This window comes from Luteibacter aegosomaticola (genome assembly GCF_023078475.1).
In the GTDB taxonomy this organism is placed as follows: domain Bacteria; phylum Pseudomonadota; class Gammaproteobacteria; order Xanthomonadales; family Rhodanobacteraceae; genus Luteibacter; species Luteibacter aegosomaticola.
Genome location: NZ_CP095741.1, coordinates 3,825,070 through 3,845,841 on the forward strand (window position 1 = coordinate 3,825,070; position 20,772 = coordinate 3,845,841).

General features: G+C 67.1%; 16 protein-coding genes. 9 read left to right on the forward strand and 7 right to left on the reverse strand.

Annotated features, from left to right (window positions below):
• Positions 1 to 8 precede the first annotated feature (8 nt).
• Positions 9 to 632 (reverse strand): PepSY-associated TM helix domain-containing protein, encoded by a 624-nt coding sequence (locus L2Y96_RS17060; protein ID WP_247328549.1) that lies wholly within the window; start codon positions 630 to 632, stop codon positions 9 to 11.
• 141 nt (positions 633 to 773) lie between these two features.
• On the opposite strand from L2Y96_RS17060, the gene L2Y96_RS17065 reads away from it, so the two are divergent.
• From L2Y96_RS17065 to L2Y96_RS17090, 6 genes are all read left to right on the forward strand, one after another.
• The gene (locus L2Y96_RS17065) at positions 774 to 1,448 is read left to right on the forward strand and encodes a response regulator (RefSeq protein ID WP_247328552.1); all 675 of its coding nucleotides are present in this window, start codon (positions 774 to 776) and stop codon (positions 1,446 to 1,448) included.
• On the forward strand, positions 1,441 to 2,850 hold the full coding sequence (locus L2Y96_RS17070) for a sensor histidine kinase (RefSeq protein ID WP_247328555.1): 1,410 nt from the start codon (positions 1,441 to 1,443) through the stop codon (positions 2,848 to 2,850). The genes L2Y96_RS17065 and L2Y96_RS17070 overlap by 8 nt, the downstream gene beginning before the upstream one ends.
• An 85-nt stretch (positions 2,851 to 2,935) precedes the next feature.
• Positions 2,936 to 3,775 (forward strand): alpha/beta hydrolase, encoded by an 840-nt coding sequence (locus L2Y96_RS17075; RefSeq protein ID WP_247328557.1) that lies wholly within the window; start codon positions 2,936 to 2,938, stop codon positions 3,773 to 3,775.
• Between the two features lies 1 nt (position 3,776).
• Complete coding sequence (locus L2Y96_RS17080; protein WP_247328560.1) at positions 3,777 to 4,136, forward strand: EamA family transporter; 360 nt, start codon at positions 3,777 to 3,779, stop codon at positions 4,134 to 4,136.
• Complete coding sequence (locus L2Y96_RS17085; RefSeq protein WP_247328563.1) at positions 4,133 to 4,528, forward strand: DMT family transporter; 396 nt, start codon at positions 4,133 to 4,135, stop codon at positions 4,526 to 4,528. The genes L2Y96_RS17080 and L2Y96_RS17085 overlap by 4 nt, the downstream gene beginning before the upstream one ends.
• Positions 4,512 to 5,732, forward strand: a complete 1,221-nt coding sequence (locus tag L2Y96_RS17090) for a DegT/DnrJ/EryC1/StrS family aminotransferase (RefSeq protein ID WP_247328565.1) — start codon at positions 4,512 to 4,514, stop codon at positions 5,730 to 5,732. The genes L2Y96_RS17085 and L2Y96_RS17090 overlap by 17 nt, the downstream gene beginning before the upstream one ends.
• A gap of 9 nt (positions 5,733 to 5,741) precedes the next feature.
• Here L2Y96_RS17090 and tsaB read toward each other — a convergent pair whose 3' ends face one another.
• The 3 genes from tsaB to yoaA form a co-directional block, all read right to left on the reverse strand.
• Positions 5,742 to 6,431: a tRNA (adenosine(37)-N6)-threonylcarbamoyltransferase complex dimerization subunit type 1 TsaB gene (gene tsaB / locus L2Y96_RS17095; RefSeq protein ID WP_247328566.1), complete on the reverse strand. Its 690-nt coding sequence runs from the start codon at positions 6,429 to 6,431 to the stop codon at positions 5,742 to 5,744.
• A complete protein-coding gene (gene creD / locus L2Y96_RS17100) occupies positions 6,428 to 7,765 on the reverse strand; it encodes a cell envelope integrity protein CreD (RefSeq protein ID WP_247328568.1) in 1,338 nt (445 codons plus the stop codon). The genes tsaB and creD overlap by 4 nt, the downstream gene beginning before the upstream one ends.
• Positions 7,766 to 8,030: 265 nt before the next feature.
• Positions 8,031 to 9,947 carry a DNA repair helicase YoaA gene (gene yoaA, locus L2Y96_RS17105; RefSeq protein WP_247328570.1) on the reverse strand — a complete coding sequence of 639 codons (1,917 nt, stop codon included), beginning with the start codon at positions 9,945 to 9,947 and terminating at the stop codon, positions 8,031 to 8,033.
• Between the two features lie 79 nt (positions 9,948 to 10,026).
• Between yoaA and L2Y96_RS17110 the strand changes: the two genes are divergently transcribed.
• The gene (locus L2Y96_RS17110; protein WP_247328572.1) at positions 10,027 to 12,783 is read left to right on the forward strand and encodes a valine--tRNA ligase; all 2,757 of its coding nucleotides are present in this window, start codon (positions 10,027 to 10,029) and stop codon (positions 12,781 to 12,783) included.
• A 152-nt stretch (positions 12,784 to 12,935) separates the two neighbouring features.
• Here L2Y96_RS17110 and L2Y96_RS17115 read toward each other — a convergent pair whose 3' ends face one another.
• Both L2Y96_RS17115 and L2Y96_RS17120 read right to left on the reverse strand, forming a co-directional pair.
• Positions 12,936 to 13,358: a DNA polymerase III subunit chi gene (locus L2Y96_RS17115; protein ID WP_247328574.1), complete on the reverse strand. Its 423-nt coding sequence runs from the start codon at positions 13,356 to 13,358 to the stop codon at positions 12,936 to 12,938.
• A gap of 9 nt (positions 13,359 to 13,367) precedes the next feature.
• Entirely contained in the window at positions 13,368 to 14,855 is a 1,488-nt protein-coding gene (locus L2Y96_RS17120; protein WP_247328576.1) for a leucyl aminopeptidase, read from the reverse strand.
• A gap of 98 nt (positions 14,856 to 14,953) precedes the next feature.
• On the opposite strand from L2Y96_RS17120, the gene lptF reads away from it, so the two are divergent.
• Together lptF and lptG are read left to right on the forward strand one after the other, a co-directional pair.
• A complete protein-coding gene (gene lptF / locus L2Y96_RS17125; protein WP_247328578.1) occupies positions 14,954 to 16,057 on the forward strand; it encodes an LPS export ABC transporter permease LptF in 1,104 nt (367 codons plus the stop codon).
• The gene (lptG, locus tag L2Y96_RS17130; protein ID WP_247328580.1) at positions 16,057 to 17,154 is read left to right on the forward strand and encodes an LPS export ABC transporter permease LptG; all 1,098 of its coding nucleotides are present in this window, start codon (positions 16,057 to 16,059) and stop codon (positions 17,152 to 17,154) included. The genes lptF and lptG overlap by 1 nt, the downstream gene beginning before the upstream one ends.
• A gap of 9 nt (positions 17,155 to 17,163) precedes the next feature.
• Here lptG and L2Y96_RS17135 read toward each other — a convergent pair whose 3' ends face one another.
• Positions 17,164 to 20,709, reverse strand: a complete 3,546-nt coding sequence (locus tag L2Y96_RS17135) for a hybrid sensor histidine kinase/response regulator (protein ID WP_247328582.1) — start codon at positions 20,707 to 20,709, stop codon at positions 17,164 to 17,166.
• Positions 20,710 to 20,772: the final 63 nt, after the last annotated feature.

The following is a 20,772-nucleotide window of genomic DNA, read 5'->3' on the forward strand; positions in this document are numbered from 1 at the left end:
CCTTGGGGTCAGTGGATGAAAAGCAGGGCAAGCACCAGCGGAAGCACGAAGCCCAGTGCCACCAAAGGCCAGGTCATGCCGCGCTGGCGCGCGTGCAGCTTGAGCAACAGCAAGCCGGTGAGCGTGAACACCACGCAGGCCAGCGCGAACACATCGATGAACCAGCGCCACGCCGCGCCGGTGTTGCGGCCTTTGTGCAGATCGTTGAACCAGGCGAGCCAGCCCCGATCGGTGGCCTCGTACTGCACCTCGCCTGTCTCGCGGTCGATGCTTACCCACGCGTCGCCACCGGGGCGCGGCAGCGAGATGTACACCTCGTCATCGCTCCAGTCGCCGTCGCGGCCTGCGATGTCCGCACCCGTCGCCGCGTGGACGGCCTCCGCGATCGCGCCATCGACCGGCGCCGACTTGCGGCCCGGATCGGTCAGCTGTTTCAGCAGGGCCGGCGCCAGCGTGGCAGCATGCCGGGTCACGCGCGGCGCCGCTTCAATCTGGGCGGCGTGGTTCAGGGTGAACCCGGTGACCGAGAACATCAGCAGCACCACCAGCGAGACGGCGGCGCTGATCCAGTGCCAGCGGTGCAGGTGTTTCAGCCAGAACGCACGGCGCGTCCGGTCGACGGTCTCGCGCATGCGTGTCAGGTCCCTGTCGCGGTACGGATAACGCACGAATCTTAACCGCAATGCGAATCGTTCGCAATTGAAGGAAAGGGGCGGGAAAGCCTGCCGCGACAGCATGCATCGACCCCACCACGGAGCGTATGCTTGCCCACCATGCGCATACTCCTAGCCGAAGACGACGCCTCCATCGCCGCCGCCGTACGCTCGGCCCTCCAGCAAGGTGGTCACGCCGTTGACCACGTGGCTGACGGTGCCAGCGCCGATAACGCCCTGCGCGATCACGATTACGACCTGCTGGTGCTCGACCTGGGCCTGCCCCAGCTCGATGGCAGCGACGTGCTGAGCCGTGCGCGCAAGCGCGGCGCGAGCCTGCCCGTCCTGGTAGTCACTGCCCGCGAAGGCCTGAAGGAGCGCGTGCGCGTGCTCGACCTCGGCGCCGATGATTACCTGGTAAAGCCTTTTGCGCTGGCGGAATTCGAGGCGCGCGTGCGCGCCCTGCTCCGCCGCCGCACCAGCCATGGCACGCCGGAGTTCCGCATCGGCCGCCTGCGCCTCGATATCCCCGGCCATCGCGCCTGGATCGGCGACTCGCCGCTCGACCTCACCGCCCGTGAGTTCGGCCTCATCGAAGCGCTGGCCACGCGCGCGGACAAGGTCACCAGCCGCGCCCAGCTGGTCGAGGCCCTGTGCAACTGGGACGAAGACCTGACCGACAACGGCCTGGATATCGCCCTGCACCGGTTGAGGAAGAAGCTGCAGGGTTCCGGCACCAACGTGCGCACCATCCGCGGCCTGGGTTACCTGCTCGAAGAATCGGTCGATGCCTGAACGCCGCCACGCGGCGCGCCGCCCGGCGCGCCCCAGCCTGCGTCGGCGCCTTCTCACCTTCCTGCTCGTGCCGGTGCTCGGCGTGCTCGTCGTCGACGCCGTGGTGGGGTATTTCATCGCCCTGGCCTACTCCAACAAGGTCCACGATTCGGATCTCTCCGATTCGGCGCTGACCCTGGCGGAAATGATCGGCAGCGATGCGCTGCACGGTGAGCTGACAGCACAGGCGCGCTTCCTGCTCGAGTACGACCCGGACGGGCGTAACTACTACGAGGTCATCAGCGATCACCACGGCCGGATCATCGGCAACGCGGAACTGGCCGTGCCCAGCCGCAACCCGGTCGATGTCGATGCGCCTCCCCTGCTCTACGACACCGACCTCGGCCACAAACCCCTGCGCGCCGCCGTCATGCGCGTCTCCAACCATCACGAAGCGGGCGATACGATCACGATCAAGGTGGCGGAGAACCTGCGCGATCGCCACCAGCGAGCGCGCGAGATCCTGCTGCTCACCCTGCCGATGCAGGCCTTGCTGATCATCGCGGTGCTCTCCCTGGTGTGGTTCGGGGTGAGCCATGGCCTGGGCGTGCTGGAGCCGCTCACCGCCCGCCTCAGCCGCCGCGGGCACGACCTGGGGCCGATTGGCGAGGAGGATGTGCCGGTGGAGATCCTGCCGCTCACCCGCACCATCGATGACCTGTTCGCACGCATGCGCAACATGCTCGGGCTGCAGGAGCGGTTCATCGCCGACGCGGCCCATCAGCTCCGCACGCCGCTGGCGGGCATCCAGTTGCACGTAGAGCGCGCGATGGGCGACCCGGCCCAGACCGAAGAGGCCCTGGCCCACGTGCACCGGCTGGCAGCCCGCGCTGCGCGTACCTCGGCCCAGCTACTGGCCCTCACACGAACCCAGGCGCCCGACCTCCCCGACCATGACGGCATGGCCGTGATCGACCTCGCGCAGGTGGTGCCCGAAGCCGTCGGCATGCGTGTGCACCAGGCCATCAACCTTGGCGTGGACCTGGGATACGACGGGCCCGAGAGCGCCTGCATGGTCCGCGGGGACAACCTGCAGGTCCAGGAAGTCATCGATAACCTGGTCGACAACGCCTTCCACTACGCCGGGCGGGGCCACACCGTGACGGTATCGGTCGCCGTGGACGGCGGCGACGCAGTGCTCGCCGTGGACGACGACGGTCCTGGGGTCGAAGACGCCTTCCTCGACCAGTTGGGCGAGCGCTTCTTCCGCGTCCCAGGAGTGGATGAAGACGGGACAGGGCTGGGCCTGGCCATCGTGGAGAGCATCGCCGAGCGCCACGCGGCGCGCGTCGTTTTCGGCCGGTCGGCCTTGGGCGGGCTACGTGTGGAGCTTCGCCTGTGCCACCTGCCCGAGGCCGTCTGAGGCGCCCTTGGCCGGGCGGAAAGCTCACTGAAACCACGGCTTGCGAGCATGCTTGCCTAAAATGGCGACAAGCTGAGGCCAGGGCGTGAGCGAAGCAACGGAATTCCACTTTGAAGGCGGGCGCGATGGCGTCCTGCTGATCCATGGCCTCACGGGCACCCCCACGGAAATGCGCATGGTCGGCAAGGGCCTGAACCGGGCCGGCTTCACCGTCGTCGGCGTGCGCCTGGCTGGCCACTGCGGTAGCGAGGAAGACCTGCTCGCCACGACCTGGCAGGACTGGTACGCCAGCGTGGAAGCCGCTGCCGAGGAACTGCGCGGCAAAGTCGATCGCCTGTTCGTCGCCGGACTATCCATGGGTGCTGTGCTGGCCCTGCGCCTGGCCGCCATGCGGCCCGGCTGGGTCGATGGCGTGGGCGTGTTCGGCGCAACGTTCCGTCACGATGGCTGGTCCATTCCCTGGATCGGCCGGCACATGTCGTTCGTGCTGCCGGTGTGCAAGCGCCTCGGCATCGGCCGCAAGCGCAGCTTCATGGAACAGCCGCCGTACGGTATCCGCGATGAGCGCCTGCGCGCCCAGATCAGCGCCGCGATGCTCTCGGGCGATAGCGAGGCCGCGGGCCTGCCGGGCAACCCCTGGCATGCGCTGGCCGAGATGTGGTGGCTGGCGCGCGACGTGCGCCGCCGCCTGCCCGACGTGGTCGCGCCCTGCTTTATCGCGCACGCCGCGGACGACGACGTGGCCAGCACGGCCAATGCCGATCTCGTGGCGCGCCGCGTGCGTGGCCCGGTTGAAATGCTGCTGCTCGCCGATAGCTACCACATGATCACGATCGATCGTGAGCGCCGTACGCTCATCGAACGCACTGCCGATTTCTTCACCCGCATCGCGCGTGATGCGCGGCCTGCGCGCATGGCGGCCTGAGATGCAGGGTCTCGCATTCGCGCTGTGGCTGGCCAACCTGCTGCTCGATACGGGTGGCCAGCTGTCGTTCAAGGCGGCAGCGACGGACAAGCTCGCCGGTGACGGCCTCGCGCGCTGGAAGTACATGCTCGCGCGCCCATGGATCTGGGTCGGCATCGCCTGCTACGTGTTCGAGTTCGTCGTGTGGGTGGCGTTCCTTTCGCTCGTGCCGCTATCGAAGGGCGTGCTGCTCGGCTCGATCAACATCATCGCCATCATGATCGCGGGACGTTTCCTGTTCCACGAACGGCTCAGCCCGATGCGTGTCACCGGGATCCTTCTCGTCGCCGTGGGCGTGGCTATCGTAGGTGCCGGCGGATGAAGCGGTTCTACATCATCGGCTTCGCCCTGCTGCTGGCGTTTGATTCGCTGAACCTCGTGTGCTTCAAGCTGGCCGGCAACCAGGCCCTGCCCGTGGAAATGAGCGTGGCGTGGTTTGCCCGTGTGTTCTCGCACCCGTGGATCTACGGCGCCGTCATTGGTTACATCGGCGCGTTCGTTACCTGGATGAGCCTGCTGAAGCACGCGCCCGTCGGCCCGGCGTTCGCTGCGTCGCATCTGGAAGTAGTGAGCGTCATGGTGCTTTCGTACTGGGTGTTCAGCGAACCGGTCACGCCTACGCAGATCGTCGGCGCCATTGCGATCGTGGCCGGCATCATCTGCCTGGCATTCGCCGAGGGTGACGAAGGTGCCCACGATGTGGTTCCGGCCTGAGCGCGAAGCCCCGCCTACCGCGGGCCTGCCCCTGGGTTTCGCCGACCTGGGTGGCGACGTACCGGCGCCACTGACCGCGCTCGCGGCGCAGTGGCTGGGTGTCGACGAAGCGCAGTTGGAATGCTCCGGCACCGCGGCGCTCACCGTGGCGCTCACAGGCCTCTCGGACCATGCGCATACGCGCCGCGAAGTGGTCATCCCTGCCTTCACCTGTCCCCTGGTGCCGCTCGCCATCCGCCGTGCCGGGCTGGAGCCGCACCTGGTCGATCTGCGCCCCGGGCACTTCGACATGGATACAGCGCGGCTTGAAGAAGCCTGCAGCGAACGCACCCTGGCCGTCATTCCCACCCACCTGGGGGGACGCACGGCGGATGTCGCCAGCGCCAGCCATATCGCCCATGCCGTGGGCGCGTGGGTAGTTGAGGATGCGGCACAAGCGCTCGGCGCACGCATCGATGGCCGTGCGGCTGGCACGCACGGCGACGTGGGCTTTTACAGCCTGGCCGCCGGCAAAGGCCTGTCCATTTTCGAAGGTGGCCTGCTGGTGGCGCGCGATGAAGCGTTGCGCGATAGCTTCCGTCGCGCTGCGCGGCGCATCGCCGGCTGGCACCCGGGCTGGGAGCTGCGCCGCACGCTGGAACTGGCAGGTTACGCCGCGTTCTACCGTCCACGTGGCCTCGGCATGGCCTATGGCAAGCCATTGCGCCGTGCCCTGCGCCGCGGTGATCTGCTAGGCGCCGCGGGCGAGCATTTCGATGCGGATTTCCCGTTGCATCGGGTGGGCCGCTGGCGGCGGGCCGTCGGCGCCCGGGCGTTCCACCGCCTGCCGCATTTCATCGAGACCACCACGACGCAGGCTCGTGCTCGCATCCCTGCACTGGCCTCGATCCCGGGCGTACATGTATTCACTGACGAGGGTGGTACCTGGCCGTACCTGATGCTGCTATTGCCCGATGAGGCCACCCGCGATGCGGTGTTGCAGCGGCTATGGGCGTCGCGCCACGGCGTGGCGCGGATGTTCGTACATGCCCTGCCGGATTACCCGTACCTCGGCACAATGGCCGGCGGTGACGACATTCCCAACGCGCGCGACTTCGCCGCGCGCACGCTCACCGTCACCAACAGCCCGTGGCTCGACGACGCGTGCTTCGAACACGTCTGCGCGGTGATCGAAGCCTCGGTAGTCTCCCGCCAAGCCCTGTAGGAGCGGGGTTCAGGCCTTGCCTTGTTCCACCAGGGTGAGCGCAACCTTGTCGCGCAGGTAGACCGGGAGTGCCAGTTCCGGTGCTACCGCTTCACCGTGACGGAAGCGCTTCGCGGCCACTTCCGCCACGTGCCGGGCCTGCGGGAAACGCGCACCGTCCGCGGAACGGATCGGCGCCGGGATGCGTTCGCGCAGCACGGCTTCGTAGGTGGCCCAGCCCGTGCCCACCACGTGCCATGCCGGTGCCTCGGGCAACAGCAGTGCAGCGGCGGTGTCCACGCGTTCGTGGTCCATCAGGCTCACGCTGCCATCGCCCTCGCGGCGCCATGCAGCCACGTAGATCTCACCCATGCGGGCGTCGATCACCGAGAGGATCGCGGCATCGTCTTCCGGCGCCTCCAGCGCCAGCGCCTCAAGCGACGAGACGGTAACAACAGGGATATCGAGTGCCATGGCCATACCCTGGGCCAGCGACACACCCAGGCGCACGCCGGTGAAGGCGCCCGGCCCACGCCCAACCGCAATCCCGTTGAGTGCCGTACGGGCAAGCCCTGCCTCGGCAAGCAACGCGTCGGCCATGGGCAGTACCAGCTCGGCATGCCGCCGCGGCGCGATCTCGCTGCGCTCGATCACTTCATCGCCATGGACGAGCGCGACGGAGCAGGCTTCGGTGGAGGTTTCGATGGCGAGGAAGTTCATGGCGTTTCCGTCTGGCTGGTGAACGGCACCCCGTAGGCGTACCAATCGATGCGGCGCGTGAGGTACATGAGCAGCGCGATGACCACGACCAGTACCACCGAGCCGATCAGCAGCGCGTACTGTTCCGCGCCGATCAGGCCATACAGTATGGCGTAAACCAGGGCCAGCACACCGCCCAGCACCACGCCGGCCGTTCGGGCTCGCAAGGCCGCGGCCGCGTAGCCGCCCACGATGAGCACCACGGTGGCGGCTGCGACTACGTAGGCCGGGCCAAAGCCGATCTGCTCGGAGAGCGCCAGCAGCAACACGTAGAAGCTCGCCATGGCCGCGCCCACCAGCAGGTACTGCACCGGATGCAGGCGCAGGCCCTTCAGCACTTCGAACAGGAAAAAGGCGACGAAGGTGAGCGCGATGAACAGGAGACCGTATTTCCCGGCGCGGTCGTTCTGCTGGTAGACGCTACCTGGCTTCACCAGCTTTACGCCCATGGCGGAATCGGCAAGGCGGTTGTTCACATCCGTGCTCGCGGCGTCCCAGTGCTGGCCGTACGCGCGATTCAGGTCCATGACCTGCCAGGTGGCGTCAAAGCCCTTCGCCGTTACCGAACGGCGCCCCGGCAACATCGCGCCGGCAAAGCTTGGGTCGGCCCACGCCGAGCGCAGGTGCAGCGTGCTGGAGCGCGCCAGCGGCAACGCCGAGAACGACTCGGTACCCGCGATGCGCAGGGTCAGTGCGAAGTCGATCGGGGTGGCGCGCGTCGGATCTACCGGGAACGGTGCGGTGAGCACGCTGTAGCCGCCCATGGTCGCTGCTGACGACTGCAGGCGCACCGGGCGGCCATCGACGGTCGCAGCGGTGATGCCCTGCAAACCACGCGTATCCGCGATGAGCAAGCGAAGCTCCGCTTTCCCACCGCTCAACATCGTGCCGCTCTCCTCACCGGCATGCACGAGGTCTTCCGGCAGGAAACGGCCGCGGATGGTCACGTCACTGGTGTAGACCGGCACCTCGTACATGCCGCTGCTGCGGCGTTCCACGGCGAGATCGGCGGTGGTCGACATCTCGTCGGCCAGCACGATGTGCGTGGTGTCCTGCACGCTCACGATGCGGCCGTTGCTGTCGTGCACTTCCGCACGGGCAGGCACGGCGAGCAGGAAGCCGCCGATCGTTTGCACCCCGCCCCAGCCGCCGGCGACACGCGCCACGGCGGACGTGCGCATGGCCTCGCGCTCGCGGACGATGCCGTCGGCCTGGCTAAGCGGTATCAGCATCAACAGCGCGAGTACGCCGATGCCCAGCACCTTGGCGGTGATTGATTGCGTCCAGCGGAACATGGTGGAACCTCCCTTGGCGAATGTGGGGAGGATGCTCGCGCCGGTCGCGGCGCATGACGGGTGCCGCGTGAGGCAATTCGCTGCCCAACTCGGGCGAAACCGTGCCCGTAGGAGCCCACCCTGTGGGCGACATCACTCGTGTAGGAGCCCACCCTGTGGGCGACATCGCTCGTGTAGGAGCCCACCCTGTGGGCGACGCCGTTCGTACAGCCGCCACAGGGTCTTGCGGGGCTTTCGCGAAAGATGTCGCCCACAGGGTGGGCTCCTACGGCATGGACTTGAGGAATGCGGTGACGTCGGGCAGTTCGCGGGTGCGGGGCATGGGCGGCAGGCTGGCCAGGAACAGGCGGCCGTAGCCCTTGGTGGTGAGGCGCGGATCGCATAGCACCAGCACGCCCCGATCGTGCACATCGCGGATGAGGCGGCCCGCGCCCTGCTTCAGCGCGATGACCGCCGTGGGTACCTGCCAGCCCATGAACGGGTTGATGCCCGCCTCTTCCAGCGCTTCCAGGCGCGCCTGCAGCACGGGATCATCCGGCATGGCGAACGGCAGTTTGTCGATCACCACCACGCTCAGTGCGTCGCCCGCCACGTCCACGCCTTCCCAGAAACTGGCGGCGCCCAGCAGCACGCCGCGTCCGCTCAGGCGGAATTCCTCGAGCAGGCGATGCCTCGGCGCCGTGCCCTGCACGAACAAGGGCCACGGCACGCGCCCCTCGAGCAGTTCAGCGGCGCGGCGTAGCGCACGGTGCGAGGTGAACAACAGGAAGGCGCGTCCATCTGAGGCCTCGAGCACGGGCAGGATGGCGGCGATCACCTTGTCGGTGTGGTCACGTGCCGACGGATCAGGGAGATCCTTCGGCAAATAAGCCAGCGCCTGGCGGCTGTAATCGAACGGACTCTCCACGTGCAGCGTCTGCGGATCTTCCAGGCCAAGCTGGCGGGCGAAATGCTGGAAATCGCCCGCGATCGACAGCGTGGCCGAGGTATGGATCCATGCCGCGTCCGTCGCCATGCGCATGGCGCGCAAGGGCGAGGCCAGGTCCAGCGGCGTGGCGTGCAGTGCGAAGCCGCGCGGCCAGGTCTCGTACCAGCGCACGTCAGCCGCAGAGTGTTCCTCGGCGATGCGATCGAGGCGCAGGCTCAGCATCTGGGCGCGCTCGTGCACGTTGGCCAGGCCGCGCGAACGTTCGCCGAGGCCGGCCAGCAGATCGGCCATGGCCGCGACCACGTCGCGCAACTCGCCAATCAGCTCGTGGGTACCGTTATCGCGCTCCAGGGCGCCGAACGGCCCCTTGGGCGGTAGCGGCTCCATCGCGAGGCGCAGGCGCTTGACCAGGTCCTGCACGGCTTCCACCGGCTCCAACAGCTGGCTGGTGGCGCCCGTGACGCCCTGGGCTTCGGCCAGCGCGTCCTGGCCGAGGTCGGTCAACTGGCGCGAACCGACGCTCTGCGAGAAAAACTGGCCGGCCAGTTCGGGGAGCTGGTGGGCCTCGTCCAGGATGAACGCATCCGCGCCCGGCAGTATCTCGCCGAAGCCCTCCTGTTTGAGCGCCAGGTCGGCCATGAGCAGGTGGTGGTTCACCACGACGAGATCGGCCTCCATGGCCTCGCGCCGGGCCTTCACCACGTGGCAGTCCTCGAAAAACCGGCATTCGCTGCCCAGGCAGTTCTCAGGCGTGGAGGTAACCCGCGGCCACACCGCTGAATCTTCAGGGATATCAGCCATTTCCATGCGGTCGCCGCGGCGGGTGCGGGCCGACCAGGCGCGGATGGCCGAAAGCTGGGTGGCCAGCTGGCGATCGGGGTTACCCTCGCGCACGGCCTGGTCCAGCCGGTACAGGCACAGGTAGTTCGCCCGGCCCTTGAGCAGGCTGACCTTCGCCCGGCTGCCCAGCACGTGGTGCACTCGCGGCAGGTCGCGGAAGAACAGCTGGTCCTGCAGGGCCTTGGTGCCCGTTGAAACAATGACTTTACGGCCCGATTCAAGGGCAGGCACGAGGTACGCGAAGGTCTTGCCGGTGCCGGTACCGGCTTCGGCGATAAGCACGTCACGATCATCGATGGCCCGCGCCACGGCGGCGGCCATGTGCTGCTGGGCCTCGCGGGGCGCGAATCCCGGTACTTCACGGGCGAACGGGCCCTCCGCGCCAAGGATCGCGGCCACTTCGTGTTCAGTCATCGGGCCAGTATCGCCTACAATGACCCTCTTTTCGCCTGCCAAACAGCGCGCCTACAGGGTGCGCGCCGGGAACCAACGCATGGACAAGAGTTTCGAGCCCAGCCTGATCGAATCGAAGTGGTACGCCGAGTGGGAAGCCAACGGCTACTTCAAGCCGTCCGGCAAGGGCACGCCCTATACGATCATGCTGCCGCCGCCCAACGTCACGGGCACGCTGCACATGGGCCATGCGTTCCAGCACACCATCATGGATACGCTGGTGCGCTACCACCGCATGCGCGGCTACGACACCCTGTGGCAGCTCGGCACCGACCACGCCGGCATCGCCACCGAGATGGTGGTGACCCGCCAGCTCAACGCCGAAGGCAAGCAGCGCGCCGATTTCAGCCGCGATGCCTTCATCGAGCGCGTGTGGGAGTGGAAGAAGCAGTCCGGCGGCACCATCGGCCGCCAGATGCGCCGCATGGGCGTGTCGGGCGACTGGAGCCGCGAAGTCTTCACCATGGATCCGGGCCCGTCGAAGGCCGTCGTCGAAACCTTCTTCCGCCTGCACGAGGAAGGCCTGATCTACCGTGGCCAGAAGCTGGTCAACTGGGACCCGGTGCTGAAGACCGCCGTCTCCGATCTCGAGGTGGTGAGCGAGGAAGAAGACGGCTCGATGTGGTCGATTCGCTACCCGCTGGCCGACGGCTCGGGTGAGCTGATCGTCGCGACCACGCGCCCGGAGACCATGCTGGGCGACGTTGCCGTGGCCGTGCATCCGGAAGACGAGCGCTACGCGCACCTCATCGGCCGCATGCTCGCCCTGCCCCTGTCCGACCGCCAGATCCCGATCATCGCGGATGAGTACGTCGAGACGGATTTCGGCACTGGCTGCGTGAAAATCACCCCGGCGCACGATTTCAACGACTACGCCATCGGCCAGCGCCACAACCTGCCGATGATCAACATCCTCACCGACGAAGCCGCGATCAACGACGCTGCGCCGGAGAAGTACCGCGGCCTCGACCGTTACGTCGCGCGCAAGGCGGTGCTCGCCGATCTCGAAGCGCAGGAACTGCTCGTCGAGACCAAGAAGCACAAGCTGCAGGTGCCTCGTGGCGACCGTACCGGCCAGGTCATCGAGCCGTACCTCACCTGGCAGTGGTTCGTGAAGATGGACACGCTCGCCGCGCGTGGCCTCGAGATCGTCGAAGAAGGCAAAGTGCGCCTGGTCCCGGAAAACTGGATCAACACCTACCGCCACTGGATGACCAACATCCAGGACTGGTGCATCAGCCGCCAGCTCACCTGGGGCCACCAGATCCCGGCGTGGTACACCGACGATGGTTCGATCATCGTGGCCCACGACGATGCGGAAGCCGCGAAGCTGGCCGCCGCGCAGGGTTACACCGGCGCGCTGCGCCGCGATGCCGACGTGCTTGAAACCTGGTTCTCCTCCGCGCTGTGGAGCCACAGCACGCTCGGTTGGCCCGACGCGCAGGCGCAGGCCGAGCGTGGTTTCGATCGTTACCTGCCGACCAACGTGCTGGTCACCGGCTTCGACATCATCTTCTTCTGGGTCGCCCGGATGATCATGATGACCGACCACTTCACCGGCGAAGTCCCGTTCAAGGATGTCTATTTCACTGGCCTCATCCGCGACAAGGATGGCCAGAAGATGTCGAAGTCGAAGGGCAACGTGCTCGATCCGCTCGACATCATCGACGGCATCACGCTCGACGACCTGCTCGCGAAGCGTACGCAGGGCCTGATGCAGCCGAAGATGGCCGAGAAGATCGACAAGGCCACGCGCAAGGAATTCCCCGAGGGCATCCCCTCGTTCGGCGCCGATGCGCTGCGCTTCACCTTCGCCTCGCTCGCCACGCACGGCCGCGACATCAAGTTCGATCTGGAGCGCGCCGCCGGCTACAAGGCCTTCGTCAACAAGCTGTGGAATGCCTCGCGCTTCGTGCTGATGAACCTGGGCGAAGGCCCGGTGCAAAAGGTGGCGCCGTCGACCGAAGCCGAGCGCTGGATCCTCACCCGCCTGCGCGACACGCTGGCGACGGTGAAGGAACAGCTGGCTGTGTACCGTTTCGATCTCGCCTCGCAGGCGCTGTACGAGTTCACCTGGAACGAGTTCTGCGACTGGTTCCTCGAGCTGTCCAAGCCCGCACTCAACGGCACCGATGAAACCGCGATCGCCTCGACGCGCTACACGCTCGTCCATGTACTCGAGACCCTGCTGCGCGCGCTGCATCCGCTGATCCCGTTCGTCACGGAAGAGATCTGGCAGAACGTGCGCCCGGTGCTCGGCATCGAGGGCGAGACCATCATGCTGCGCCCCTACCCGGAGGCCGACGAGGTCAATGCCGATGCCACCGCCACGGCGGAGATCGAATGGGTGAAGGGCGTGCTCACGGGTGTGCGCCGCATCCGCGCGGAGATGAACATCGCGCCGGGCAAGGTCATCCCGCTGCTGTTCGCCGACGGCGATGCGGCGGATCGCGCCCGTAGCGCCAAGTTCGCCGCGCAGATCGCGTTCCTCGGCCGCGTGGAATCCCCGGCGTGGGTCGAGGGTGACGAACCCGCCGCCGCAGTCGCCATCGTCGGCGGCATGCGCGCGCTGATCCCGCTGGAAGGCCTGATCGATGTCGGCGCCGAGAAGGCCCGCCTCGCCAAGGAAATCGCCCGCGTCGAAGGCGAGATCAAGAAGTGCGAAGGCAAGCTGGGCAACGCCAACTTCGTCGCCAACGCACCGGAAGAAGTGGTAGCGCAGGAGCGCCAGCGCATCACCGACTGGACGCGCCAGGCTGAGGCGATGCGCGAGCAGGCGCGGAAGCTGGGGGGCTGAGCCCCCCGCATCGCGCGGCGTGGTAGGAGCCCACCCTGTGGGCGACGCCGTTCGCGAAAGCGCCACAGACCCTGCAGCGACATCGCGAAAGATGTCGCCCACAGGGTGGGCTCCTACGAAAGCAAAAAACCCGCCGTGAGGCGGGTTTCTTTTTACATATCGTGCTTGTTCACTTCGAACCCGCCCTTCTTGTACTCCGCCCAGCGCGTTCGTGAACCATCACGCTCGGCCGGATCGGCGGCCACCACTTCTAGCACGCGATCGAACTGGCCCGGTGCGCAGACATCACGCAGGTTGATGACCATCGGCCGGTCGGCGGTTTCGACACCCGGCGGCACGATGAGCACCGCGGTGTTCTCGTCGTCTTCATCCCCCGCCAGCTGGTGGGGGATGAAGGCGTCTTCGTCGAACGCCCACAGGTACTCGTCGATCGCTTCCGCCTGCTCGAAATCACGGGTGAGGATCAGCGTGGGCTGGCCTGCCCCGAAAGCCCGCTTGGCCAGCTCGCAGACGAGCAGCAGCGGGTCTTCGCGAAAACGCGGCTTGTCGATCAGGTAGAAGTCGGCGCGCGGCATCGGGTGCGATCAACCGTTGACGCGATCGAGCAGCCACTGGGCCAGGAGCGGCACCGGGCGACCGGTGGCGAGGCCCTTGCGGCCCTCGTCCCAGGCGGTACCAGCGATATCCAGGTGCGCCCAGCGCCGGCCTTCCGTGAAGCGGGCCAGGAAGCAACCGGCCGTGATGGCACCGGCGTACTTGCCACCGATGTTGGCCACGTCGGCGAAGCCGGACTCGAGCTGCGACTGGTAGTCGTCCCACAGCGGCAGGCGCCATGCACGGTCGAGGGTGTCTTCACCCGCGGCCAGCAGCTCGGCCGAGAGCGATTCATCCTTGGTCATGAGGCCCGAGGCATGCTTGCCGAGGGCGACGACGCAGGCGCCGGTCAGCGTGGCGGCGTCGATCATGGTGTGCGGATCGAAGCGCTTGCCGGTGTAGGTCAGCGCATCGCACAGGATCAGGCGGCCTTCCGCATCGGTGTTCAGCACCTCGATGGTGATGCCGGCGAGGCTGGTAAGCACGTCGCCCGGGCGGTAGCTGTTGCCGTCCGGCATGTTTTCCACAGCCGGGACCACGCAGACCAGGTTCACCGGGAGCTTCATCTCGACGGCGGCCACGAAGGCACCAAGCACGCCAGCGGCGCCGCCCATGTCGAACTTCATCTCTTCCATGCCGGGGCCCGGCTTGAGGCTGATGCCGCCCGTATCGAAGGTGATGCCCTTGCCGACGAAGGCGTAGGGGCGGTCGCCCTCCTTGCCACCGTTCCACTGCAGGATGACCAGCCGCGGCTCATTGACCGAGCCACGGGCCACGGCCAGCAGCGAGCCAAAGCCTTCACGCTCCATGTCGGCGCGGTCGAGGGCCTCGAAGGTTACGCCTTCATGGGCTTCGGCGAAGGCACGGGCCTGGTCGGCGATATAGATGGGGTTGCAGATATTCGGCGGCAGGTTGCCCAGCTCGCGGGCGAAGCGGACGCCCTCGGCGATGGCGCGGGCCTGGGCCAGGCCGCTGTCGGCATCGGCCGGGCCAGCGAAGGCGATGGAGGCCAGTTCCGGCTGTGCCTTGTCGCGCGGCTTCACCGTGGCGGTGTAGCGGTAGGCGGCATGGTCGGTGGCCAGCGCGGCCACGCGGAGCTTCCAGGCGGTATCGCGGCCCGGGACGTCCACTTCCGGCAGCCAGCTGGTGGCTTCGGTGACCGGCAGGCGGCCAATGGCGCGGGCGGCCTCCAGGGTGACGCGCTGGTAGCGGGCGGCGTCGAAGGTCTTCTGGGCACCCAGGCCGACCACGAGCACGCGGGCGGCGGCGACACCGGCCAGGTGCAGGAGGGTGACCACGTTGCCGACCTTGCCGGTAACATCGCCGCCTTCCACCAGGCGCTTGATGGCGCCGTTGGCGGCCGTATCGATCCTGGCCGCGGCGCTGGTCAGGATACCGTTCTCGTAGACGCCGACCACGGCCACCGGGGTGGTGGTCGACTCAGGAGCGTTGGAACTGAGGCTGAACTGAACCGTCATGACTTACTGTCCTGCAGAAGCCCGTCCGGGGCGCGGACAGGCTAGACTTAAGGTTTGCCGGCCGGGACTGACGCGGCTCCAACCGCGAATTCTATCAAATGCTCAGCATCCTCGACCGTTACTTCCTGCGTGAACTGGCCTCGGGCATCCTGGCCACCGCCATCGTGCTGCTGGTGATCTTCGCCGGCGGTGCATTCGCGGGCGTATTGCAGAAGGTCGCCAACGGCAGCATCCAGCCCAGCATCATGTTCGAAGTGCTGGGCCTGCAGATGCTGGACCTGCTCTCCACCCTGCTCCCGATGGCTGCCTTCCTGGGCACGCTGACCTCCCTGGGGCGCATGTACCGCGAAAGCGAGATGCATGTCCTGGCCTCCTCGGGCATGGGCCCGCGCGGCATGCTGCGCCCGGTCACCCTGCTGGCGGCCCTTATCACCATCCTGGTCGGCGTGCTCTCGCTGTGGCTGGGCCCCTGGTCCGCGCGCACGGCCGATCAGGCCATCGCCGCGGCCAACAAATCCGTCATCGCCGCCGGCCTCGATGCCGGCCGCTTTACCGAGCTGCCCGGCAAGGGCGGCATCATCTTCGTGGATACCCTGAGCCGCGACGGCACGGTACTGGGCAAGACCTTCCTGGCCACCGACCGCGTCGATTCCAACGGCAACCCGCAGGTTCGCGTGGTCAATGCGAAGCACGGCCAGATGTACCAGGAAAGCAACGGCCAGGACCGCTTCCTGGCGCTCTACGACGGCTGGCAGTTCGAGATCCCGCTGGGCGGAGACAACTGGCGGCGCATGAAATACGAGCGCAACGACGTTTCGCTGTCCAACATCAGTGATGACGACGACGATACCGATCCGGCGCATGAATCCACCACCACCCAGTTGTTCAAGCAGGGCACCGCCGATGCCATGGGTGAACTGGTGACACGCTTCGCGGCCCCGGTATCGACCCTTGTACTCATGATGATGGTGCTGCCGATGTCGCGGCAGGCCCCGCGCGATGCCCGCTACGGACGCCTGCTGGTCGCCGTGCTGGCCTACTTCCTCTACGTGGTGTGGCAGCTCATCGCCCGCACGCAGATCATCAAGGGCCACCTGCATACCTCGGCGCCGATCTGGATGCTGCACATCATTGTGTTCGCCGTCGCCGCGTGGATCTTCTGGAAGCAGAACGCGGCGCGCACCCCGAAGGTGGCCGCGTAATGGCGTCGCTCACGATCAAACGCGCCGATCGCCTGATCGGCACCAGCGTGCTCGGCACCCTGCTGCTGGTGTGGCTGGTGCTGGCCGGCTTCGATTCGCTCCAGCAATTCGTGCGCCAGCTCGGCAACATCGGCAAGAACGGTTTCTCGCTGTACGACGCCATCGCGTACATCATGCTGACGGTGCCGCGGCGCCTGTACCAGATGTTCAGCAATGCCGCGCTCATCGGCGGCCTGCTGGGCCTGGGTGGCCTGGCCGCCACGGGTGAGCTCACCGCGTTGCGCGCCGCAGGCATGTCCAAGCTGCGCATCGCCCAGTCGGCGGTGGGCGTGGTCGCCCTGCTCACCGTGCTCGTAGTGATCATGGGTGAAACGGTGGCGCCCTACGGCGACCAACACGCCCAGGCGATCCAGGTGCGCATGCGCTCCAGCAACCTGGGTTCCACCAGCAGCGGCCTGTGGGCGCGTGACAACGGCAAGATCATCAATGCCAAGTCGGCTATCGCGACGCAGGAAGGTGAGCTCACCACCGTGAAGCTGGTCGACGTGCGCGTGTTCACCTTCACGCCGGATGGCCAGGTGGCCGAGTTCTCGCATGGCGATAGCGCCATCCACGATGGCAACCAGTGGGTCATGACCAACGTGCGAACCAGCACGCGCGACGATAAGGGCATCCACTCGCTCACTGCCCCGACCCAGACCTGGAAATCACGCCTGAACCCGCACGTGCTGGAACAGTCGATCATCCATCCTGAATACCTCTCGATGTCCGACCTGCGCCGGAACATGCGCTACCTTCAGTCGAACGGGCAAAACCCCGGTGCCTACGCCGTGGCGTTCTGGGGCCGCGTCATCTTCCCCTTCAACGTGCTGATCCTGGTGCTGTGCGCCATGCCCTTTGCGTTCGGCTCGCTGCGCTCGGGCGGCTTCGGCAAGCGCCTGTTCATCGGCATCATCCTTGCCATCGGCTGGTACTTCCTGCAGGGCGCCATGGTGAACTTCGGCACGGTTTACGGCATGCCGCCGCTGCTGGCGAACCTGCTACCCACGGGCTTGCTCGTGGCCGGTGGCCTCGCCTACTTCCGGAAGTTCGGCTAGCCCACCCGCTCAGGCGGCCACGCTATCCAGCGCGGCCGCCAGTCCATCGCCGGTCAATGGCTTGCGCAGCAGGCCATCCATGCCGGCCTCGCGCACCGCTTCGCCCTCATCGCCCGCCGAACGAGCGGTCACCGCCACGATGGGCATCGCCGCCGCCGATGCCATCCGGCGCACCATGCGTGCCACCTGGAAACCGTCCATCACGGGCAGGTCCAGGTCGAGCAACATGACGTCAAATGAAGCCCGTGCCAGTTCGGCGAGCGCAAGCAGGCCATCGCCAACGACTTCGACCTCGTGCCCGCGCTGCCGAAGCAAGCCGGCGATGACATCCGCCACCACCGCGTCATCCTCCACTAGCAGCACCCGGCGACCGGCTCCGGTGGGCGGCAATGCCACGCCTGCGGCACATGCGCCGCCCTGGCACGTGCATGCCGATAGCGGCAGCGTCACGGTGAACGCACTCCCCACACCAGGCACGCTATCCACCCGGATATCCCCGCCCATGAGCGAACACAGTTCGTGGCAGATCGCGAGACCAAGGCCGGATCCTTCGCCTCGCTGCCGGGTTCCGCCCTGCTCGAACCGCTCGAACAAGCGCCCGACCAACGCGCGATCCATGCCGGGTCCGGTGTCACGCACGATCATTTCGATCGCTTCACCCGTCCAGCCAAGGGCAACAGAGACACCACCGCGTTCCGTGAATTTCACGGCGTTGTTCACCAGGTTTTGCAGGACCTGGCGCAGGCGAACCGGGTCAGCACGTACGGCACCCGGCACCGCCGGATCGACACCAAGCGACAACGCAAGGCCCTTCTCCCGCGCGGCGGCCGAGGCAAGATCGATCGCGGCTTCGGCGATGGCGCGGGGTGCGACGCATTCGGGCTCGAGCACAAGGCGGCGTGCTTCGATCCGCGTCAGGTCCAGTGCGTCGTTGACGAGCCGCAACAGCATCGTGCCCGAACGGCGTACCGCCTCGACATAACCCCGCTGGGTCTCGTCCAGTGGCGTACGCGCCATCAGCTCCGCCATGCCAAGCACACCCGTCATGGGCGTGCGGATCTCGTGGCCGAGCGTGGCCATGAACTCGGTTTTCGCGGCGTTCGCTTCTTCGGCCAGGCGACGTTGCTGCTCCGCCAGTTGCACACGCATGGTCTGGCCGACGCGGGAACGCGCCGCGCACACAATGGCGACGATCGTTCCCAGTGCGGCGCCGACGTACGCCAGCCATGCCCACCAGCGCAGCCACGGCGGAGCCTGCACGTCGATCAGCAACGGCGCGGGCAGCGTGCCATCGATGCCGTCGCGGCCACGCCCGACGACGGCAAGCCGGTACAGGCCCGGCGCCAGCGTCGCGAAGTGGCCCTCGCCCTCCTTGCCTGCACGCAGCACCGTACGCGTCGCACCGCGCCCGAGGATGAATTCCACGGCATTGCGATCCGGATTCACATACGAGAGCGCCCTTGCGCGCACGGTAAGTTCGCGATCATCCCATGCGAGCCGCAACGTACCGGCATCCACGGGAAGGGCCTTGCGTGCGCCGTCGCGCAGAACGCTCGCGCCCAACAAAGCCACGCCCGGCTTGCGCGAATGATCCCGCTGGCGATCCGGGCGAAACCCCACCAGCCCGCCGAGCGTGGCGCCATAGGTCGTGCCGTCGGCGAGGCGCACGGTGGTCGCGTGGGTAAACTCCCCGTTGGCGAGGCCATCGGCCAGGCCGAACGGGCGGAACGTCCCTGCGCGCGGGTCGAAACGCCATACCCCTGTCTGGCCGTACATCCACAGCCGCCCGGTAACGTCCCGACGAATGTTGAGGATGTCGGCGGAGGGAAAACCCTGGCCACCGCCGAAGGATCGATCGAGTACGGCGTGCCCGCCTTCCCAGGTGTAGTGCTCCAGCACCCCAGGGCGCACGGCCCAGAAGCCGTCTTCATCAGGCTCGAACGCGTTGACGCGGCCCGGCGCAACGCCGGCAATGAAACGCATGCGCCCGTCGTGGCGGTCACGCCTTGCAAGGCCCGCGAGGCTTGCCTGCCATAGGTCGCCACCCACGATTTCGATCTGCCGGGTGTCATTCGCCCCGCGCCGGGGGTCATCGAACGATAGCCGCGTGGCGCGGCGTAACGCAGGATCCAGCGCAAACACGCCTTCGCCCACGGAGGCGACATAGACCGTGCCATCCGGTGCCTCCGTCATGGTCGTCACCGGCCGGTTGATTTGCCCGCGCAGCCACGCCGACACCTCGCCCGCGTGGATCCGGGTAAGACCATCCACCGTGCCTGCAAGAAGATCGCCCTGGCGGGTTTCCAGAAGGGACTGGACACGTGCGGTGCCGATGTCGAAGGCACGGCCGGTGCGCCCGGTCGCGGGGTCGAACGCCCTCACCCAGCCACGCAGGCCGCCAACCCACAGCCGGCCATCGCCGTGTTCCGCCACGGCGGTAACCGTCCGGCCAGGCAGGCTATGCGGATCCGTCGCGATGTGGGCGAAGCGGGTGAAGTCTTCCCAGCTTGGGCCCAGGTAGCCAAGGCCACCGTCGTTGAGCGCGAACCACAGGCCATGCTCTCGATCTTCGATGATGCCGCGCACCGAACGCCCCGGCAGGCCACCTTGCGCCGTCCACGCGCCTGCCACCGTGTGCACGCGGCCGTGCCGGTCCAGCATCAGCAGGCCGTCGAGGCTCGCAATCCAGGTCGTTCCATGGCTATCGGCGAGCGTGCCGTAGACCGGGATGGCCGGCACACGGCGATCGCGGCGGAATGTGCCGTCGGCGGCCCGCCGGTACAGCCCCTGCGAGGTCGCCGCGGTGACCTCGCCGCCATGTACGTCGATACCCAGCACGCGTCGTTCGCCAGCATCCTCGAAGGGCGCATGCGCCACGCCATGGCCGTCCGGGCCAAGCATATCTATGCCGCTTTCGCTGCCAATCCAAAGGCGTCCTTCCCCGTCGGCCTTCAGCGCATGGATGGACGCCGTGGCGAGGGCGCCTGGGCCGGTACCTATGTGTTCCAGCCCACTGCCGTCGGCGTCGATACGGTCGAGTCCATCTGCCGTCCCGACCCAGATCGTCCCATCGCGGGTTTGCTCGAGCACGCGCACATCGGCATCGACAAGGCCATCGCGCCAGTGGACAAACGCTCCCGTTCCGGGGTCATAACGGCCTAGCCCGAGTTCAGCGCCGCCCATCCAGACCCGGCCGTCCCTGTCGACGAGCAAGGCCGTCACCGCCATGGCCGGCAGCGGATGGCTGGCATCGGGGCCGAGCCCCGGTGCTGAGAAGGTGACGCCATCGAAGCGCGCCAGGCCGGATGCCGTGCCCACCCAGATGAAGCCAGGGCCATCCTGCACCACCGCGTTGACCTTGCTGCTTGGCAAACCCTCGTGCAGACCATAGCTGCGGAACTGCGGCGTGGGTACGGGTGGCATGCTGGCGTGCGCCAGCGAGGGGATGAAGGCGATGGCCAGGGCCATCGCAACGAGAGTCCATCTCGCCATGAGCGTGTACGGCATACGCCAGGTTCCTAGTTCGGCGCGGATCATGCCACGCAGCGGCGGCATGCAAACCCGGCGAACGCCGCGCGTTCATGTAAGACAACCCTGACACGCTTACCCTTAGAATGC